Source organism: Kitasatospora sp. NPDC018058 (genome assembly GCF_044327205.1).
In the GTDB taxonomy this organism is placed as follows: Bacteria; Actinomycetota; Actinomycetes; order Streptomycetales; family Streptomycetaceae; genus Kitasatospora.
Genome location: NZ_JBIRFA010000028.1, coordinates 18,451 through 34,414, shown reverse-complemented (window position 1 = coordinate 34,414; position 15,964 = coordinate 18,451). Strand labels below are relative to the sequence as shown.

The 15,964-nt window shown below is 71.4% G+C and carries 14 protein-coding genes, 1 tRNA gene and 1 pseudogene; 9 read left to right on the top strand and 7 right to left on the bottom strand.

From position 1 onward, the window contains the following. Positions 1–26 precede the first annotated feature (26 nt). Positions 27–212, top strand: a complete 186-nt coding sequence (locus tag ACH4E7_RS31290; RefSeq protein WP_030289436.1) for a hypothetical protein — start codon at positions 27–29, stop codon at positions 210–212. A gap of 111 nt (positions 213–323) precedes the next feature. On the opposite strand, the gene ACH4E7_RS31285 is transcribed toward ACH4E7_RS31290, so the two are convergent. Further along, positions 324–2,330, bottom strand: a complete 2,007-nt coding sequence (locus ACH4E7_RS31285; protein ID WP_396252525.1) for a carbamoyltransferase C-terminal domain-containing protein — start codon at positions 2,328–2,330, stop codon at positions 324–326. A 289-nt stretch (positions 2,331–2,619) separates the two neighbouring features. Here ACH4E7_RS31285 and ACH4E7_RS31280 point away from each other — a divergent pair, with 289 nt between their 5' ends. After that, entirely contained in the window at positions 2,620–3,195 is a 576-nt protein-coding gene (locus tag ACH4E7_RS31280) for a TetR/AcrR family transcriptional regulator (RefSeq protein ID WP_396252524.1), read from the top strand. Between the two features lie 121 nt (positions 3,196–3,316). Next, positions 3,317–4,783: an MFS transporter gene (locus ACH4E7_RS31275; protein WP_396252523.1), complete on the top strand. Its 1,467-nt coding sequence runs from the start codon at positions 3,317–3,319 to the stop codon at positions 4,781–4,783. 86 nt (positions 4,784–4,869) lie between these two features. Here the strand turns inward: ACH4E7_RS31275 and ACH4E7_RS31270 are convergent, their stop codons facing one another. Beyond that, a complete protein-coding gene (locus tag ACH4E7_RS31270; protein ID WP_396252522.1) occupies positions 4,870–5,358 on the bottom strand; it encodes a hypothetical protein in 489 nt (162 codons plus the stop codon). A gap of 599 nt (positions 5,359–5,957) precedes the next feature. On the opposite strand from ACH4E7_RS31270, the gene ACH4E7_RS31265 reads away from it, so the two are divergent. Beyond that, entirely contained in the window at positions 5,958–6,671 is a 714-nt protein-coding gene (locus tag ACH4E7_RS31265) for a hypothetical protein (RefSeq protein WP_396252521.1), read from the top strand. A gap of 1,288 nt (positions 6,672–7,959) precedes the next feature. On the opposite strand, the gene ACH4E7_RS31260 is transcribed toward ACH4E7_RS31265, so the two are convergent. From ACH4E7_RS31260 to ACH4E7_RS31250, 3 genes are read right to left on the bottom strand one after another with little or no spacing between them, the layout of a single operon-like run. Beyond that, entirely contained in the window at positions 7,960–8,394 is a 435-nt protein-coding gene (locus ACH4E7_RS31260; protein WP_396252520.1) for an NUDIX domain-containing protein, read from the bottom strand. Beyond that, positions 8,391–9,344, bottom strand: coding sequence for a DegT/DnrJ/EryC1/StrS family aminotransferase (locus tag ACH4E7_RS31255; protein WP_396252519.1), 954 nt, complete (start codon positions 9,342–9,344; stop codon positions 8,391–8,393). Before ACH4E7_RS31255 ends, ACH4E7_RS31260 begins: the two co-directional genes overlap by 4 nt. Further along, positions 9,341–10,333, bottom strand: a complete 993-nt coding sequence (locus tag ACH4E7_RS31250; RefSeq protein WP_396252518.1) for a Gfo/Idh/MocA family protein — start codon at positions 10,331–10,333, stop codon at positions 9,341–9,343. The genes ACH4E7_RS31255 and ACH4E7_RS31250 overlap by 4 nt, the downstream gene beginning before the upstream one ends. 156 nt (positions 10,334–10,489) lie before the next feature. Between ACH4E7_RS31250 and ACH4E7_RS31245 the strand changes: the two genes are divergently transcribed. The 3 genes and pseudogenes from ACH4E7_RS31245 to ACH4E7_RS31235 all read left to right on the top strand — a co-directional run. After that, the gene (locus ACH4E7_RS31245) at positions 10,490–11,803 is read left to right on the top strand and encodes a helix-turn-helix transcriptional regulator (RefSeq protein WP_396252517.1); all 1,314 of its coding nucleotides are present in this window, start codon (positions 10,490–10,492) and stop codon (positions 11,801–11,803) included. 71 nt (positions 11,804–11,874) lie between these two features. Continuing rightward, positions 11,875–12,303, top strand: a complete 429-nt coding sequence (locus ACH4E7_RS31240; protein WP_396252516.1) for a hypothetical protein — start codon at positions 11,875–11,877, stop codon at positions 12,301–12,303. Positions 12,304–12,387: 84 nt separating this feature from the next. Beyond that, positions 12,388–12,768, top strand: a pseudogene (locus tag ACH4E7_RS31235) (tyrosine-type recombinase/integrase); the annotation flags it as partial. A 133-nt stretch (positions 12,769–12,901) separates the two neighbouring features. On the opposite strand, the gene ACH4E7_RS31230 reads toward ACH4E7_RS31235, so the two are convergent. Next, positions 12,902–12,974, bottom strand: a tRNA-Lys gene (locus ACH4E7_RS31230). A 60-nt stretch (positions 12,975–13,034) separates the two neighbouring features. Continuing rightward, positions 13,035–13,787 (bottom strand): DNA polymerase beta superfamily protein, encoded by a 753-nt coding sequence (locus ACH4E7_RS31225; protein ID WP_396252515.1) that lies wholly within the window; start codon positions 13,785–13,787, stop codon positions 13,035–13,037. Positions 13,788–13,920: 133 nt separating this feature from the next. Here ACH4E7_RS31225 and ACH4E7_RS31220 point away from each other — a divergent pair, with 133 nt between their 5' ends. Both ACH4E7_RS31220 and ACH4E7_RS31215 read left to right on the top strand, forming a co-directional pair. After that, entirely contained in the window at positions 13,921–15,150 is a 1,230-nt protein-coding gene (locus tag ACH4E7_RS31220; protein WP_396252514.1) for a DNA glycosylase AlkZ-like family protein, read from the top strand. Between the two features lie 22 nt (positions 15,151–15,172). Then, positions 15,173–15,934 (top strand): SDR family oxidoreductase, encoded by a 762-nt coding sequence (locus tag ACH4E7_RS31215; RefSeq protein ID WP_396252513.1) that lies wholly within the window; start codon positions 15,173–15,175, stop codon positions 15,932–15,934. Positions 15,935–15,964 lie beyond the last annotated feature (30 nt).

Genomic DNA, 15,964 nt, shown 5'->3' with positions numbered 1-15,964 from the left:
CACCCCTCCCGGAAAGGAACACCTTCATGCACCCCAAGGTGAAGATCTTCATCACCATCTTCTGCTACATCAGCGCCGTCGCCGGCCTGGTCACCGCCGTGATGGACGCCAGCCAGAAGCCCGCCGACACCACCTCCGCGGTGGTCGCCGGCGTGCTGGGCGTGGCCTTCCTGCTGGGCGGCCTGGCGCTGACCCGGAAGCCGCGCTACTGACGGTGGTGTCGACGCCCGGCGACTTAGCAGCGACGACGGGTCGGGGGGTAAGGCTTCACAAGCCTTACCCCCCGACCCGTTTCGTCTCGGATCCCGCTGATCCGGTCCCGCCTACCGGCTCTTGCGCAGCGGGTTGATCACCCCGAACGCCCCGGTCAGCGTGGACGGGTCGACGAAGGAGCCACCCGGCCCGTGGGTCCGGCGGAAGTTGTCGACCAGCCCGGCGAACGACGGGTCCACCGTCACCCGGTACGCGGCCAGCATGTTGACCCGCTCCGGCGTGGAGAGCTCCTGCTCGGCACGCATCTGGTGGCTGCGCGACAGGTGGTACATGCCCTCGACGGTGTAGCCGGCGTCCAGCCAGCCCTGCCACAGCGCGTCGCGGTCCGCCTCCTGCCCGGCGAAGTACTCCAGGGCGCGCGGCCGCGGCTCGGTCGGGGCCGCGACGGCCGGCACCGGCTCGGACCGCAGCTCGACCCGGCGCCCGCACAGGTAGAGCACCGAAACACCCTTGCGGACACAGAAGTTGAGCGCCTGCGCGGCCTGGTCGACGACCGCCTCGGCCTTGTCGTTGAGCGAGGTGTTGCACAGGATCGGCACCCCGGTCGCGACCCGGAAGGCGTTCAGCGCCCGGTGCAGCGGCGGGTTGGACCGGGCGGTGACGGTCTGGTGCCGGGCCGAACCGTCCAGGTGGACGATCGCGGGCACCAACTCCCGTACCTCCGGCCGGACCTGGACCGCCTCCAGCATGTACGGCGACTCACGGTCGGAGGCGAACCACTCGCCCGCGTGCTCGGCCATCACCATCGGCGCGACCGGCCGCCACCACTGGCGCCGCTTGTACTCGTTCAGCAGGTCCTTGACCTTCTGCGAGCGCGGGTCGCCGAGCAGACTGCGGTGGCCCAGCGCGCGCGGCCCGAGCTCGGCCCGGCCGTCCACCCAGGCGATCACGCCGTCCGAGACGTCGGCGACGAAGCGCTCGTCCTCGAAGTCCGCCACCGAGACGATCCACGGCGCGAACTCGGCCAGCGCCTCCTCGACGTCCAGGACGTCCCGGCCGTAGTACGGCGAGACGATCCGCAGTTCGGCCTCCTCCAGCGCGCCGGCCCCGTACAGGCCGAGCAGGCCGAGGCCGATGCCCTGGCCGGAGTCGTTGGCACACGGCGGGGTGGCCAGGCCCTTGAAGCCGAAGCGGTCCATCAGCAGGGTGTTGGTCGGGCAGTTGAGCGCGTAGCCGCCGGTGGTGGCGAGGTGGGTGTCCTCGGCGCGGATGCCGCCGACCTCCAGCAGCCGCTCCACGTTGCGGATCGCGACGCCCTCGCAGCAGCGCTGGACGACCTTCATCACCGCGCTGCGCAGGTGGTCCTCGTGGCTGAGGGTGCCGTCCAGCTCCACGTCCGCGAGCTGCTGCTCGGCGGCGTCCACCACCGAGCGCACCAGGTCGTGCGCGGCCTTCCAGGGCTGGGTCGCGGAGCCGCCGAAGAAGGTGACGTCGGCGATCGCGGCCTCGGCGTCGAACTCGATCGCGGCGGTCGAGGCCGAGGCGAGCGCCATCAGCGAGCCGGGCTCCAGCCCGAACACGGTCTCGGCCGCGGTGTACAGCGGGCCGGGCGACTCCACCGGCTCGAAGGTGATCCGGCCCTGCTTCACCACGCAGCCGGCGTACCAGTAGGTGTTGGGGCGGCTCTCCTGGGCATAGTCGGGCAGCGCGTCGATCCCCAGGCCGATGATCTGCCCGGTGCGGAACAGCGGAACGTCCCGCAGCACCCCGCTGAACAGGTGCGCCAGGCTGTGCAGCGGGAACTCCTCCGCGCCGGCCGGCTTCGGCACCGGCTGCGCCTTCGGCAGGCCCGGCGTGCCCCAGGCGGCGGTGACATCGTCGAGGGTCAGCCCCTCCTCGGCCAGCAGCGCCGACAGGAAGGCCTCGGCCCGGCCCTCGGTGTAGAGCGGCCAGAAATGGTGCTTCTGCCCGCTGACCCGCTCCAGTTCCCAGACCCGGACCAGTTCGACGTCGGCCCCTTCACGGCGCCACAGCGCGACATTCTGGTCGTGCCGGACCGAGAAGACCGCACCCGGCCCCGGCGGCGTGAGATAGGCGGAAAGGAAATGCTCGGCCACGGTTACCTCTTTTTCCTCGGTCTGCCAGGTTCTGTCAGGACGAGGTATTTCCGGCCCGTGCGCGGGGGGGATCTCCCGCACCCCGCCAGGGCCGGCCGCCTGCCCCCGGCGCCAGCGACTACCCGGTCATTCGACCACGCGTGCGGACGCCCGGTACATACTGAAATCCCCGTTTACGCACGTCCCGGCCGCCCGCATACGCATGCGCAGCGGGGCCGGGAGCGGGGGCGGGCCACGGGTTCCGACGGTGTTTTTGACAAGACCGACAACAACTGTCACGATCCTCACCATGGCACGCCCGAGGAAGTTCGACACCGAGGCCGCGATCGACGCGGCCATGAACACCTTCTGGACCAAGGGGTACACCGCGACCTCGACCGACGACCTGGCCGAGAGCACCGGCATGCTGCGCGGCAGCCTCTACAACGCCTTCGGCGGCAAACGGCAGCTGTTCGAGCTGGCGCTGCGCCGTTACCGGGAGGGCGGCGCGGCCGGCGACCGCTCCATGCCGGACGACCGGCCGCCACTGGAACGCATCCGACAGCTGCTGCGCACCGGGGTGGACCAGGCCGCGACCGACCACCGCGGCTGCCTCGCGGTCAACACCGTCACCGAACTCGCCCTCCGTGAGCCCGAGTTGGCCGACCTGGCCCGTCAGGCCTTCGCCCCCCTGGAGGCCCGGCTGACCGAGGCGATCGAGGCCGGCCGACTCCGCGGCGAGATCCGTCAGGACCGCGCCCCGAGCCTGCTCGCCCGCCAGGTGATGGCCGCCTTCCACGGCCTGCTGCTGCAGGCCAAGGCCGGCTTCGAGCCCGAGTCGCTGCACGCGACCATCGACGCCGTCGTCGACGACCTGCGCCCCTGAACCCGCGCCCCTGAACCCGCGCCGCCCCTGAACTTCCCGCCCGGCAGCACCCTCGGCGCTTTTTCGTGCCCAAGTTTTTGGCACTTTTACCAATAACTGTCCTCACCGGAGGCCGCACCCGATGTCCGTCCCGCCCCGTCCGTCCCGCCCGCTCCGCCTACCCCTCCTGCCCGTCGTCCTGGCGGCCTTCTTCATGTACGGCTTCGACGGCAACGTCGTGAACGTCGCCCTGCCAGCCATCCGCACCGACCTCGGCGCCGGCCAGGCCGCGCTGGAACTGGTCGTCGCCGGCTACGTGTTCAGCTACGCCACCGGGCTCGTCCTCGGCGGGCGGCTCGGCGACATCCTCGGCCACCGGCGGATGTTCCTGTCCGGGATGGCCGCCTTCACCCTGGCCTCCGTGCTCTGCGGGCTGGCCCAGTCCCCCGCCCAGCTGGTGCTCGCCCGGATGTTCCAGGGCCTCACCGCCGCCGCCATGGTGCCCCAGGTGCTCGCCCTGATCACCACCGTCGTCCCCGCCGAGGGCCGACCGCGCGCCCTGGCCTGGTTCGGCGTCACCGGCGGACTCAGCGGCGTCTGCGGCCAGTTGCTGGGCGGGGTCCTGCTCGACGGCGACCTCTTCGGCCTCGGCTGGCGCGCCGTCTTCCTGGTCAACCTGCCTGTCGGCCTGATCGTCCTCGCCGTCGCCGCCGCCGTCCTGCCGCGCACCACCACCGGGCGCCGCCCCGCCCTGGACGGCATCGGCGTGCTCGCCGTCTCCGGCTCGCTGGCCCTGGCGCTCGTCCCGCTCGTCCTCGGCCGGGAGGCCGGCTGGCCGCTCTGGGCCTGGGCGATGCTCGCCGCCGCCGTCCCCGCCTTCCTGGCCGCCCTGCGCTGGGAGAGCCGCCTCGCCGCCCGCGGCGGGCAGCCGCTGCTCGACCCGGAGCTGTTCCGCGGCCGGGTCTTCCGGACCGGACTGGCCGTCAACGCCGCCTTCATGGCCTTCTTCGCCGGCTTCGTCTTCGTCATCAGCCTCACCGTGCAGACCGGCTTCGGCTACAGCCCGCTGCGCTCCGGCCTGGTCTTCACCCCCATGGCCGTCCTGGCCATGGCCTCCTCGCTGACCGGCAAGCGCCTGCTCCCCCGGTACGGGCTGCGCGTCCCGGTCGCCGGCGGGGTGATCACCGCCCTGAGCCTCCTGCTGACCGCACTCGCCCTGGAGACCGGCGGCGAACGGCACGCCCTCCCCGTCCTGCTGGCCACCATGGGCCTGATGGGCATCGGCAACGGCCTCGTGCTGCCCTCCCTGATCGGCGCCCCGATGGCCGGCATCACGCCCGAGCGCGCCGGCACCGCCTCCGGCACCCTCTCCACCACCCAGCAGTTCGCCGCCGTCACCGGCGTCGCCACCATCGGCGGCACCTACTTCGCCGTCCTCGACCACCACACCCACGCCACCGCCGCGGCCGCCGCCACCTGGCTCGCCCTCGCCGCCGTCCTCGCCATGATCGCCCTCACCGTCCGCCTCTCCCGCGCCACCAAGGCGCCGGTCCCCACCCCGGCCCCGGCCGCGGCCCAGCGCACCCCCACCCTCGCCGCCGAGAGCTGACCGCGAACGGATCGGGCCCTGGTCGGCGGCTGTGCCACCGACCAGGGCCCGATCCGTTGACGGGGACGCACGACAGGTGCGGGACCTCAGGCCCGCGCGCCCGCCTTCGCGTCGTGCTCGGCGAAGAACTCGTCGGCGATCGCCCGCGTGCGCGGCAGCCCGGCGACCGGCTCGCCGACGACCCGGCCCGCGAGCTCGCCGGCCAGCCGGGCCACGTCCTCCCGCAGCTCGGCCTCGGCCAGCACCCGGTCGGCCTCCAGCTGGACCTTGGCCTCCGCCAGCATCCGGTCCCGCAGCTCCTGCCCCTCGACCCGCAGCTGCGCGATCAGCGCCGCCCCCTCCTCGGTGGCGGTCTGCCGGATCAGCGCCGCCTCGTGCCGGGCCGCGGTGAGTTCCGCCTGGAACTCCTCGTACACGCGCTGGGCCTCCGCCCGCGCCTCCTCAGCCCGCTCGACACCACCCTCGGTGGCATCCCGGCGCTCGGCCAGGGTCTTCTCGATGCGCGGGAGCAGCAGCGCCCCGAGAACCCCGAATATCAGAAAGAAACAGACGAGTCCGACGACAAGCTGAGGCATATCAGGCTTCAAAGGTCCCATGTGCTCAAGATAGTTGAGTCACCGTCGCCCAACTCTGCCGGGTGCCCCGCTGCCCCGGACACGACGAAGGGGCGCCCTCCCCGAAGGGAGAACACCCAGGTCGGACACGGGCCCATCGTGTGGGCCACCAGGGACTCGAACCCTGAACCTACGGATTGAAAGATCCACTGCTGCGGCTGAGTGACAAGGGGGCGGCTCCCCGAGGATGTTCACGATGTGATGAGTCGACTCCTCTTAACTTCTTCTGACACTCGACTGTGTCGCCCAGCAGGCGGTTGCCTGCGTCCGCCGCCGATGGAGGTCATTGGATGAATCTTCGGCCCTGGGTCGCAGCGTCGCTGGCGGGTGCGGCTGTCGCCCTTGCCTCTCCGTCTGCGGGCGTCGCTGCGCAGACATCCACATGGCACGCATCCGGCGCCCCGTGGCCCCGGGAAGAGGACGGGCACGGGGACGGACACCGGGGCGGGGGCGGGTACCGGGACGGGTACGGGGGCGGGGAGGGGGAGGGGGAGGGGGAGGGGGAGGGGGGCTACCTTCGCCACAATCCCTGGCGCCACTGCTTCAGTCCCCGCCGTGTCGTGCTCATCGACCGAAACTTCAGGGCGATTCTGACCAACAGCCGGCGCGGGCCGGAGGCTCTCGTCCTCCAGGGGTCCCCGTCATCCTCGTCCGCGCCACCGGAAGCACCATGGGACAACTTCACTGTTTCGACGTATCTGAACGTGAACTATCCCACCCAGACCAGCAACCAGTACGAGTTCAAGATTCATGGATTCTTCAGGGAGCACCCGGTCTTCGAAGTGAAGGCCTTCGACCGCCACGAGCGGGTCTTCCCCTTCCCGGCCGCCCACTGCATCGACGGCTGGGACGACGACCACCACGACGGCGACCGCGGTGACCATGCTCGTCCGCACGATGGTGAAGCTGCCGACGGGGGCGGCCCGTCCGGCGCCCCGTCGCCCCAGGAGTCCGGCGCCCCGTCGCCCCCGGAAGGGGACCAGCATCAGAACGGCCATCCTGCGCCGGAGGCTCTCACCCCCGGAAGTACCGACCTCCCTCTTCCGCCTGATGGGGAGGCTGTCGGCAGGAGCGCTGGTCGTCTGAGCGCGAAGCGCATCGGAATCGCGGCCGGCAGCTCGCTGATGCTTCTCGGCGTGCTGGCTACGGCCTGGCTCCACCGACGTCGTCGGCAGCGTGCCACTCAGCCGGAACAGGAACCGGCAGTACCTTCGACCCCTGACGTCACACCGCATCAGGAGCCTGATGCGCCGCCTGCCCCGCCGTACCAATAGCGAACGGCCGGCCTCCCGGGGAGGCCGGCCAGACGAGAACGTAGTCCTCCCGGCGGAACCGGTCAGGAGGAACTACTGCTTTCGGTAGGGTCCGGCGTGGCCGAGGAACTACTGCTCTCGGTGGGCTCCGGCGTGGCCGAGGAGCTCGGGCGGGGGTCGTGGGGGCAGATCCAGGCAGGGTTCTTGACCCCGTAGCTCAGGCCCCACTCCCTGTCGCAGCCGCCCCAGTACGCTCCCACCCAGCCGCAGTAGGGGCCGCCGTAGCTGTGACAGCGGCGCAGGGAATCCTGCGGGCCCGGATTCGTGGAGAGTGGCCAGGACGATTCGGCCTTGCTCCACGAGGTGCCGGAGACGCTGACCATGCGGACCCGCGCGGCATCGGAACCGTGGGACATCCGGTCCATGAAGAAGAGGGGCAGGCCGAAGGCTGAGACGGAAGCCGCCACCGTTGCGGCAACGAGAGCGCAGCGGGTCAGGCGCATGACTGTTCCTCCTGGCTTTGTGGTCTGTGGCGGGTGCGGACGAACTCTGTGCACGAGCGCCGCCGCTGTGAGCGCCGGAGTTGAACGTATGGTCTGGAAAACTCGCCGGCAGCCAGCGAACCGCCAATCAGGCGGCCTTGCTCCGGTTCTTCACTCGAAGGGTCTCGTCCCTTGGGACGCCGCGGTAGTCGGCGGAACCGTCGGGCTCACGTCGGGCTCACCCGCACCCGGGAAAGCGAAAACGCCCCGACCGGCAAAACCGAGTCAGGGCGCTACGTCGCACCCATGAGGGTCGGGCCTGTCAATGGGCAGGTGGGTATGTCCCGGGGTGTGGTGGTCCGGGTGTTTCTCGAGGGGGTTCCCGGTAGCTGCTCGGGGTGACCGTCGTGCGGGAGGGGTCCAGTTGGAGCGCCCGCAGGCCGCGAGGAATCGAGCGGGCGAGGACGAACGAGCTGGACGCCGACGAGCGGCGGTCGACACTGGCGGGCGGGAATCCGCGAACACGTATGTGGGGACGGGACAATGGGTTGGCGTCCCCCGGGGATCGGTCGTCGTGTGGTGTCACACGCACCGCCGACAGTTCCATCTCCTGTCGCATCATGTTGTTGAGGACCAGACGGCGTCCCTCAACAAACAAACGAGCGACTAGCGATGACGCTACGTCGCTTACGTCGCTGAAGCAGCTTGGATGCCCGTTGATGACTCCGGCGCCCGCCCCCGCCGGCCTCGAAAACGGCTGCGGCCCCGTCTCTCGGTGCTTCGAGAAACGGGCCACGCCACATAGAGCCCGGAGGTGTGACTCTGGATCAGGGGGCGAGCAGGTTGCGGACCGCGTCGCTGACCTCGGGCAGCTCGGTCGGCAGGGCCCACTGGTGGGCGTCGTGTTCGGTGAGGACGAGCGGTTCGGTCTTCTCCACGGTGACGGCGAAGTTGAACTGGCGGGTCGTCCCGCCGCGGCTGTTCTGGTAGTCGAAGTGTCCGACGTAGGCCGTGACCTGGTCGATGGTCAGGCCGGTCTCCTCGGCGGTCTCCCGGTACAGGGCCTCCAGGATCGTCTCCCCGGGCTCGACCGTTCCGGAGGGGATCTCCCACATCCCGCCCATGTAGTCGTCGGGGTTTCGTCGCGCGAGCAGGACCCGGCCGCCGTGGTTGATCACGGCGGCAGCGACGAAGCCGGTGATGCCGGCGGCTTCGGCGCCGGCCGCCAGGCCGGCCACGAACTCGGGGGAGGTGACGGTCACTGCAGCTCCTTGTGGTGGTCGCTGATCTTGATGGCCGCGCGGACGTACTGCTCGGCCAGTTCGAGATCCTGCTCACGATGCCAGACCGGGAGCTTGATCGTGTGCGCGTGGGCGTGCTCGGCGACGGGGAAGTCCCCGGGCCGGTACCGGCGGTGGGAGTGTGGGTGGCCAGAGAAGAGCGAGGCGGGGTGCTGGTACAGCGGGAGCTGATTCATGGGGCAGGTGGAGCCGGGCCGGTCGAACTCGGTGGCGCCCTCGGCGGTCAGCGCCTTGTGGAACCTCTCGATCGGCAGGCCGCCGAGCTCGTCGGGCCGGTAGGTGAGCGTCACCCCGTACCAGGACGGGATCACCCCGTCGGGCATCTCGGTGACCTCCAGACCGGGGATCCGGGCGAGCTGGTCGGTGAGGTAGCGGGCGATCTCGGCGCGTCCGGCGAGGTAGCTGTCGAGGCGGGCGAGCTGGTCGTGGGCGTTGGCGACGGCGACGATCTCGGTCATGTCGGCGGGCTTGCCCCACAGGTGGGTGACCATGATCGCGCGGGTGCGGGGGGTGATCAGCTCCTCGATCCGGCTGGGGTCGATGTTGCCGTCCGGTCCGGTCTCGCACAGCACGGGCACCGCCCGGAGGTGGAACAGCGGGGAGGCGGTGGCGTGGAAGGTCCAGGCCGGGACAATGACCTCGTCGCCGGGCTTGATCCTCGCGGCCCAGTAGGTGGCGTGCAGGGCGGCGGTGCCGGAGCTGGTGGTGACCGCGTGCCGGACGCCGAAGTAGTTCTGCAGGCCGTCCTCCAACTCGGCGACGATGCCGGACCGGCCGGGGATGGAGATCGACTCCTCCAGCTGGGCGGCGACCTTGCCGCGGGTGGTGTCGTCGATCGGCGGCCAGCTGAAGTGGGGGCCGCTGGCGGTGACGGCGGGCTCGCCGCCGAGGAGGGCGAGGGGGCTGGTCACAGCATCTCCTTCGGGTCGATGTAGCGCCCCGCTGCCTTGGACTCGTAGCAGGAGGCGATGAATGCGGCGTGCGCGAGGTGCTGGTCGGGGCCGGAGGTGTTAGGGCGTTCGCCGTCCAGGACCCGGCAGAAGTGGTCGATCTGGGCGGTCGCCGCCGAGGCTGGGGCATGAGGGCGGGTCAGCTCCTCCACGACCGTGCCGTGCAGGTCGAGCCGTTGCAGGTGGCCCTTGGTCAGTAGGACCGAGCCGCGGGTGCCAACGACGTGCAGCTTCTCGGTCTTCGGGGCCATCCAGCGCGACAGCAGCACCGAGCCGTACAGGTCGGTGTCGTAGCCGAGTTGGATGACTGCGGTGTCCTCGGCGTCGTAGCCGCCGCCGGGCACGGCGGTGGCGGAGAAGTCGGCCATGACCCGGTTGGGGAGGCCGAAGTACCACAGCAGCAGGTCGACGAGGTGGTAGCCCATGTCGATGATGCAGCCGCCCCCGGCCTGCCGGACGTCCCCGCGCCAGCCGGCGCCGGGGTCGTCGGTGTGGAAGGTGTACTGGGCGTCCAGCAGGAACGGGGTGCCGATCTGGTCGAGGAACGGCACGACCGAGGTGCAGATCGGGTTGAACCTGCGCTGGAGGGTGACCATCAGCTCCACCTGCCCGGCCTGGCAGACCTGGGCGAGCTCGCGGGCCTCGGTCAGCGTGGTGGCGAACGGCTTCTCCTTCATCACGTGCACGCCCCGCAAGGCGCATTCCTCGACCACGGCCCGGCCGGCGTGGTGCGGGACCGCGACGATGACGAAGTCCGGGGTCACCGCGTCCAGCAGGTCGCAGGTCCGGGTGAAGGCGGGCACCTTCAGCGATTCCTGCCGTTCGCGCAGGATGTTGGGATTGCTGTCGCAGATGGCGACGAGCTCGGCCCGGTGGGAGCCGAGCAGGCCGGGCAGGTGGTCTTCGGTCGCCTGGTGCCCGAGGCCGATGACTGCAGCGCGACGCTTCATGGGCAGACTCCTTCCGCTTCGTGAAGGAACTTGGTGGGTGTGCATCGAGTACAGCCCAACTCACCGTCACCGAACAGGTATTGTCTGTAGTCCCGGGGTTGTCCTGCCCTCGCCGGCAGTAGGCTCACCGTCACTGTCGATGATGGGATTGACCCTGTGGACGACCTGATCCGGCATCCGCTCGTCTTCGCCCGCGAACTGCGCGGCTGGTCCCAGGGTGACCTCGCCTCTGTCCTGGACCGGGTGGCCCGCCGCCACGGCCTGCGCTCCGGTGCCGACAAGACGGCCGTGAGCCGGTGGGAGCACTGGCGCAAGACGCCGAACGCGGAATCCCAGCTCATGATCGCCGAAGCGTTCGGCGTCCCGGCCTCGGACATGGAGGCGTACGGCTGGCCCTACTGGCTGCCCGGACGCGACGAGCCGCTGCCGCTGGGTTCCTCCTACACCGTTCAAGCACTCCACGACGCACAGAGAGCCTCCATGGACCGCCGCAGCTTCATGACCTTCAGCGCGATCTCGCTGGCCGGCCTCGCCGCCCAGTGGGCCCGGGTCGAGCCCGAACGTGTCACCTCCGCCCTGGATGGAAAGCAGGTGGACGCCGAGCTCGTGGACTGGCTGGAGGACACCAACAGGGGGCTGGCGGCCCTGCCCGCCCAACAGCGCCAGCACACGATCCGCCTGATGGACACCCACCTCGCCACCGTCACCGACCTGATCAAGGCCGGTCGCTACAGCGAGGCCAACGGACGCCGCCTGCACCTGCTGGCCGCATCGCTCGCCACTGCCTGCGGCTGGCACCGGTTCGATCTGGGCCAGCACTGGGCCGCGGGCAAGCTCTGGGAAGCCGCCCTGCAGTCCGCGCACGCTGCCGGTGACCGCGACCACGGCGCCGGCGTGCTGTCCGACTTCGCCTACCAGGCCAACTGGCTCGGCGAGCCGAACGTCTCCGTCGACCAGCTCGGATACGCCCTCTCCGGCACCTGGCACCCCACCGCCCGGTCCCTGCTGTTCCTCCGCCGGGCCAGGGCCCATGCCGCCCTCGGCGACCGCACCGCCTGCTACCGCGACCTGTCCGAGGCCGAATCCGCCCTGGCCGCCGACCCGGCCGACCCGGCCCCCACCTGGTGCGCGTGGATGAGCCCCGCCGACCTCGCGGTCGACTCCGGCCAGTGCCTGCTGGACCTCGGCCGCACCAGCGAGGCCCACGCCCGGATCACCGAGGGCTTGTCCCTGCTGCCCTGCACCAGGGACAAGACGCGCGGGATCTTCCTGACCTACCAGGCCCAGGGCTACCTGAAGTCCAACGACGTCGAACAGGCCCTCGCCGCCACCAGCGAGTCCCTGGACCTGGCTACCCGCTTCGCGGCCCCCCGCTGCATCAGCCTCGTCCGCGAGCTCGCACCGGCCTTCAGGCCCTACCGCCAGGTCGACGGTGTCCCGGAGTTCCTGGAACGGTTGAAGGCCGGCTGAGGCCCGGGGGCCGAGACGGGTCGATCGCCCGGCCGGGCGTCACGCGGTTGGGCAGACGTCCACCCACGCGAGTGCATTCCTCCGACTCCCTCGCCCTCACAGCCCACCTGGCCTATCCACTCGCCGGGACCAGCAACGTCGCCTACCTCCCCTTCGAGAGCGCATCCCGCGCCGAGGCATTCGCCTGGTTCACCGGCGACGAATCGATCGCCCTCCACGAAGACCTTCAGCTCCTCCGGCATCACTCCTCCCGGGAGAGAAGGATTCTCGCAATGCACCGCGACGCCTGGAAGCTCCAATTCCTGCCCGGCCGGGAAGCTTGGCCGCCCGGATCCGACGAGAAGTTCGCGCAACTGGTTGACGCCGTCCGGTCTGATCTCCTTCCGCTCCGCGCCGAAATGCGCGAGTGGGAGGTCGCTCTACCCCCACTACCGAAACACCTCGCGTTCCTCGATGAGGAACTCGGTTCCATCAGCAACACCCAGGAAGGACCGCTTTGAAGGGCTCCACGTACCACCGCTGCGCTGAGCTGCTGGAGAAGGTCGCCGACGACAAGTCAGCCCTGCCCGATATCGAGGAGACCCCTCAGTGCCCACCGCGTCCGCCAGCAGGCGGAGCGCGAGAAGTGGGGACCGGCCTGGCATGACACCGGCCGGGTATTCACCGACGAGGACGGCGGCTGGCTGCACCCGGGCAAGGTCACCGACATGTTCGAGCGGCTTGTGGCCCTCTCCCGCCTTCCGCCGATCCGCCTGCACGACCTCCGCCACGTCGCGGCGACACTTCTCCTCACGGCCGGCGCGGATCTCAAGGTGGTCCAGGAACTGCTCGGCCACTCCTCCATCACCATCACGGCGGACATCTACGCCAGCGTCCTGCCTGAGCTGGCCTTCGCCCAGGCCGAGGCCGCCGCCGCGCTCGTCCCCCGGGCGAGGTCACCGAAGGACGCCCAGTCCGCCACCTGACGAGGCACTGATTCGCCGTCCGCTCACGCATCGCTCACGCAGACGGCCTGAGAACGCAGCAGCACCCCGGCTACTCGAATTAGCCGGGGTGCTGCGCTGCAGGTCAGAGGGGGTGCAGCTCCCTCATCACACGTGGGCCACCAGGGGCTCGAACCCTGAACCTACGGATTAAAAGTCCGCAGCTCTGCCAATTGAGCTAGTGGCCCGCGGCCCTTGGTCCCGGCTGGACCCCGGGGTGATCCCGGGTGGGGAGGGCCACGGCGATCCTACCCGGTGGGGCCCGGGGCTCCGCCAGTGGATCGGGTGGACGCGCCGGGTTCGTGGGACGGGGCTTGAGGCGGGGTGTAGTGGGCGGCGCGGACCCGGCGCAGCCACGCTTCGGCGGGGCGCCGGTCGGGGGCGTCCGGCAGGACGCCCGGGCGGTCGAGGCGTTCGGCGGCGTCGGCGAGCAGGGCTTCGGCGGTCTCGGGGCGGTCGGCGATGCGTTCGCCGAGGTCACGGACGCGCTCGGGGTCGGGCAGCCGGACCAGGTGGTGGCCGGTCTCGTGCAGCCGGACGGCCTGTTCGACCAGCCGGACCAGATGCCGGGCGTGCTTGGCGGCCCGGCGGCGGGCGACCGGGTCGCTGGTGTCGCGGGTCAGCAGCTTGCGGAACTGCTGGTCGGCGTACCCGAGATAGGCCTTGCGGACGGCCGGCCCGCTGAGGAAGGTCGAGCGGATCCCGACCAGTTCGCGACCGAGCGGGGTGGTGGTCTCGTACAGGTCCTCCGGCAGCCAGACGAGTTCGGAGGCGGTCGGGTTGCAGGACAGCGCCAGCCGGCACCACTTGGCGGCCTCGTGCAGGGTGACGTCCGGCGCGGTGGTGACGTGCGACTCGGCCGGGCGGTTCAGGCCGTGCAACTCCTCGGTGGGGGTGGCGAACAGGCCCAGCCGGTCGAGGTCGGAGCCGGCGTGAGCGAGGCCGTACGCGGTGGAGCCGACGATGCCGGACAGCAGGACGGCGCCGGGGGCGGAGAGCATGCGAAGGCTCCTCTCGAACGGACGGGCGGTACCGCCCGGGGTGTGCGAGCGGGTACCGCATCCTCTCCGGAGCGGGCCGCGCCGGGCGAGCGAATTCCGGTCCGGGGTCCGCCCGGCCGCCGATACTGGCCCCATGGAGCACGATCCGGAGCGCGGACCCCGCGCGGAGAACCAGCCGGTGGGCCTCGGGAAGTTGCGGGCCTGGTGGTCGCACCGGCAGTGGCTGGACCGCCCGCGCACCGGAGCGTCCGCCGCCGAGGTGCTGGCCGCCACCGGCTGGGCCCGCTCGGTGGGCGGCGCGGCCCCGTACCTGGGCCTGTTCGCCCGGGCCGGGCTCGGGCGGGCGGCGGTGGACGCGGCGGTGGCCGCCCTGGAGGTGCACGAGCTGCCGTCCGCGCGCGGCTGTACGTATGTGCTGCCGGCCGCCGACTTCGCGCTCGGCCTGGCGGTCGGCGCGGCCGCCCCGGCGGGTGAACTGGCCGCCGCGGAGAAGCACCTGGGGGTCGGCCGGGATGAGGTCGAGCAGCTCTGCCTGGCCGTCGAGCGGGTGCTGACCGAGGACGTGCCGCTGGACCCGACCACGATCCGGGAGGCGGTCGGCGACGCCGTCCGGCCGCTCGGCGAGGCGGGCCGCAAGCGCGGTGTGGCGACCACCCTGCCGCTCGCCCTCGGGCTGATGCAGTCGCGCGGCCGGATCCGCCGGGTGCCGGTCAACGGCCGCCTGGACCAGCAGCGTTACGGCTATGTCGGCTGGGACCAACCGGTCCGCGGGGACGCCGTCGACCTCGCCCACCGCTACTTCTCCTGGGCCGGCCCGGCCACCCTCAAGCACTTCCGCTGGTTCTCCGGCTTCTCCGCCGCCACCGCCAGACGGGCCGTCGCCGAGGCCGGGCTGGTCCCGCTCGCGCCCGGCTCGGAACTCCTGCTGCCGCCCGAACTCGCCGAGGAGTTCGCCGGGTTCGAGGTGCCGACCGAACCGCACTACACCCTGCTGGCCGGCATCGACGGCATCCATCTGCTGCACCGCGACCTGCCCCGGCTGCTCGACCCGACCGACGCCGCCCGCCGGCTGCCGGCCGGCAAGGCCGGACGCACCTTCGGCGGTGAGGCCGACCCGCAGACCCACCTGGTGCTCGACCGCGGCCGGATCGTCGGCCTGTGGGAGTACGACACCGAGCGCGCCGAGATCGTCCATCAGCTGTTCGTCCCGCCCGACGAGGCGCTGCGCGGGGCGCTGGCCCGGACCGAGGCCTTCGTCCGGGACGAACTCGGCGACGCCCGCGGCTTCAGCCTGGACTCGCCGAGGAGCCGCGCGCCGAAGATCGCGGCGCTGCGGGCGACGTCGCCGGGTGTCCGCGGCTGACTCTCCAGGTAGCGTACGGACCATGTCGACCACCAGCACCGACGAAGTCCTGATCGTCACCGGCGCCGGCCGCGGCATCGGCGCCGCCACCGCCCTGCTGGCCGCCCGCCGCGGCTACCGGGTCTGCGTCAACTACCGTGCGGACGAGGCCTCGGCCACCGCCGTGGTGGACGCGATCCGGGCCGAGGGCGGCACCGCTCTCGCCGTCCGGGCCGACGTCAGCCGCACCGCCGAGGTGGAGCGGCTGTTCGCCACCGTGGACACCGAACTCGGCGAGCTCACCGGGCTGGTGAACAACGCGGGCACGCTGGAGAAGCAGTGCCGGCTGGAGGAGATCGACGAGGACCGGCTGAACCGGATCTGGGCCGCCAACATCACCGGCCCGTTCCTGTGCGCCGCCCAGGCCGTCCGCCGGATGTCCACCCGGTACGGCGGGCGCGGCGGCGCGATCGTCAACGTCGGCTCGGCCGCCTCCCGGATCGGCTCGCCGAACGAGTACGTCGACTACGCGGCCGCCAAGGGCGCGGTGGACTCGATGACCCGCGGACTCGCGCTGGAGGTCGCGGCCGAGGGCATCCGGGTCAACACCGTCCGCCCGGGCCTGATCCACACCGACATCCACGCACTCGGCGGCGAGCCGGGCCGGGTCGACCGGGTCGCGCCCGGCCTGCCGATGCAGCGCGGCGGACGACCGGAGGAGGTCGCCGAGGCGATCCTCTTCCTGCTCTCCCCGGCCGCCTCGTACACTACGGGCGCGTTCCTGGAGGTCTCCGGCGGGCGCTGAGGTCCCCGCCGGAGGCGCTGCGGTCCCCGG

Excerpts from the sequence above, each read along its gene's own strand:
- ACH4E7_RS31290 (WP_030289436.1), top strand. The coding sequence starts at position 27 with ATGCACCCCAAGGTGAAGATCTTCATCACCATCTTCTGCTACATCAGC.
- ACH4E7_RS31280 (WP_396252524.1), top strand. The coding sequence starts at position 2,620 with ATGGCACGCCCGAGGAAGTTCGACACCGAGGCCGCGATCGACGCGGCC.
- ACH4E7_RS31275 (WP_396252523.1), top strand. The coding sequence starts at position 3,317 with ATGTCCGTCCCGCCCCGTCCGTCCCGCCCGCTCCGCCTACCCCTCCTG.
- ACH4E7_RS31270 (WP_396252522.1), bottom strand. The coding sequence starts at position 5,358 with ATGCCTCAGCTTGTCGTCGGACTCGTCTGTTTCTTTCTGATATTCGGG.
- ACH4E7_RS31250 (WP_396252518.1), bottom strand. The coding sequence starts at position 10,333 with ATGAAGCGTCGCGCTGCAGTCATCGGCCTCGGGCACCAGGCGACCGAA.
- ACH4E7_RS31225 (WP_396252515.1), bottom strand. The coding sequence starts at position 13,787 with ATGCTCTCCGCCCCCGGCGCCGTCCTGCTGTCCGGCATCGTCGGCTCC.
- ACH4E7_RS31220 (WP_396252514.1), top strand. The coding sequence starts at position 13,921 with ATGGAGCACGATCCGGAGCGCGGACCCCGCGCGGAGAACCAGCCGGTG.
- ACH4E7_RS31215 (WP_396252513.1), top strand. The coding sequence starts at position 15,173 with ATGTCGACCACCAGCACCGACGAAGTCCTGATCGTCACCGGCGCCGGC.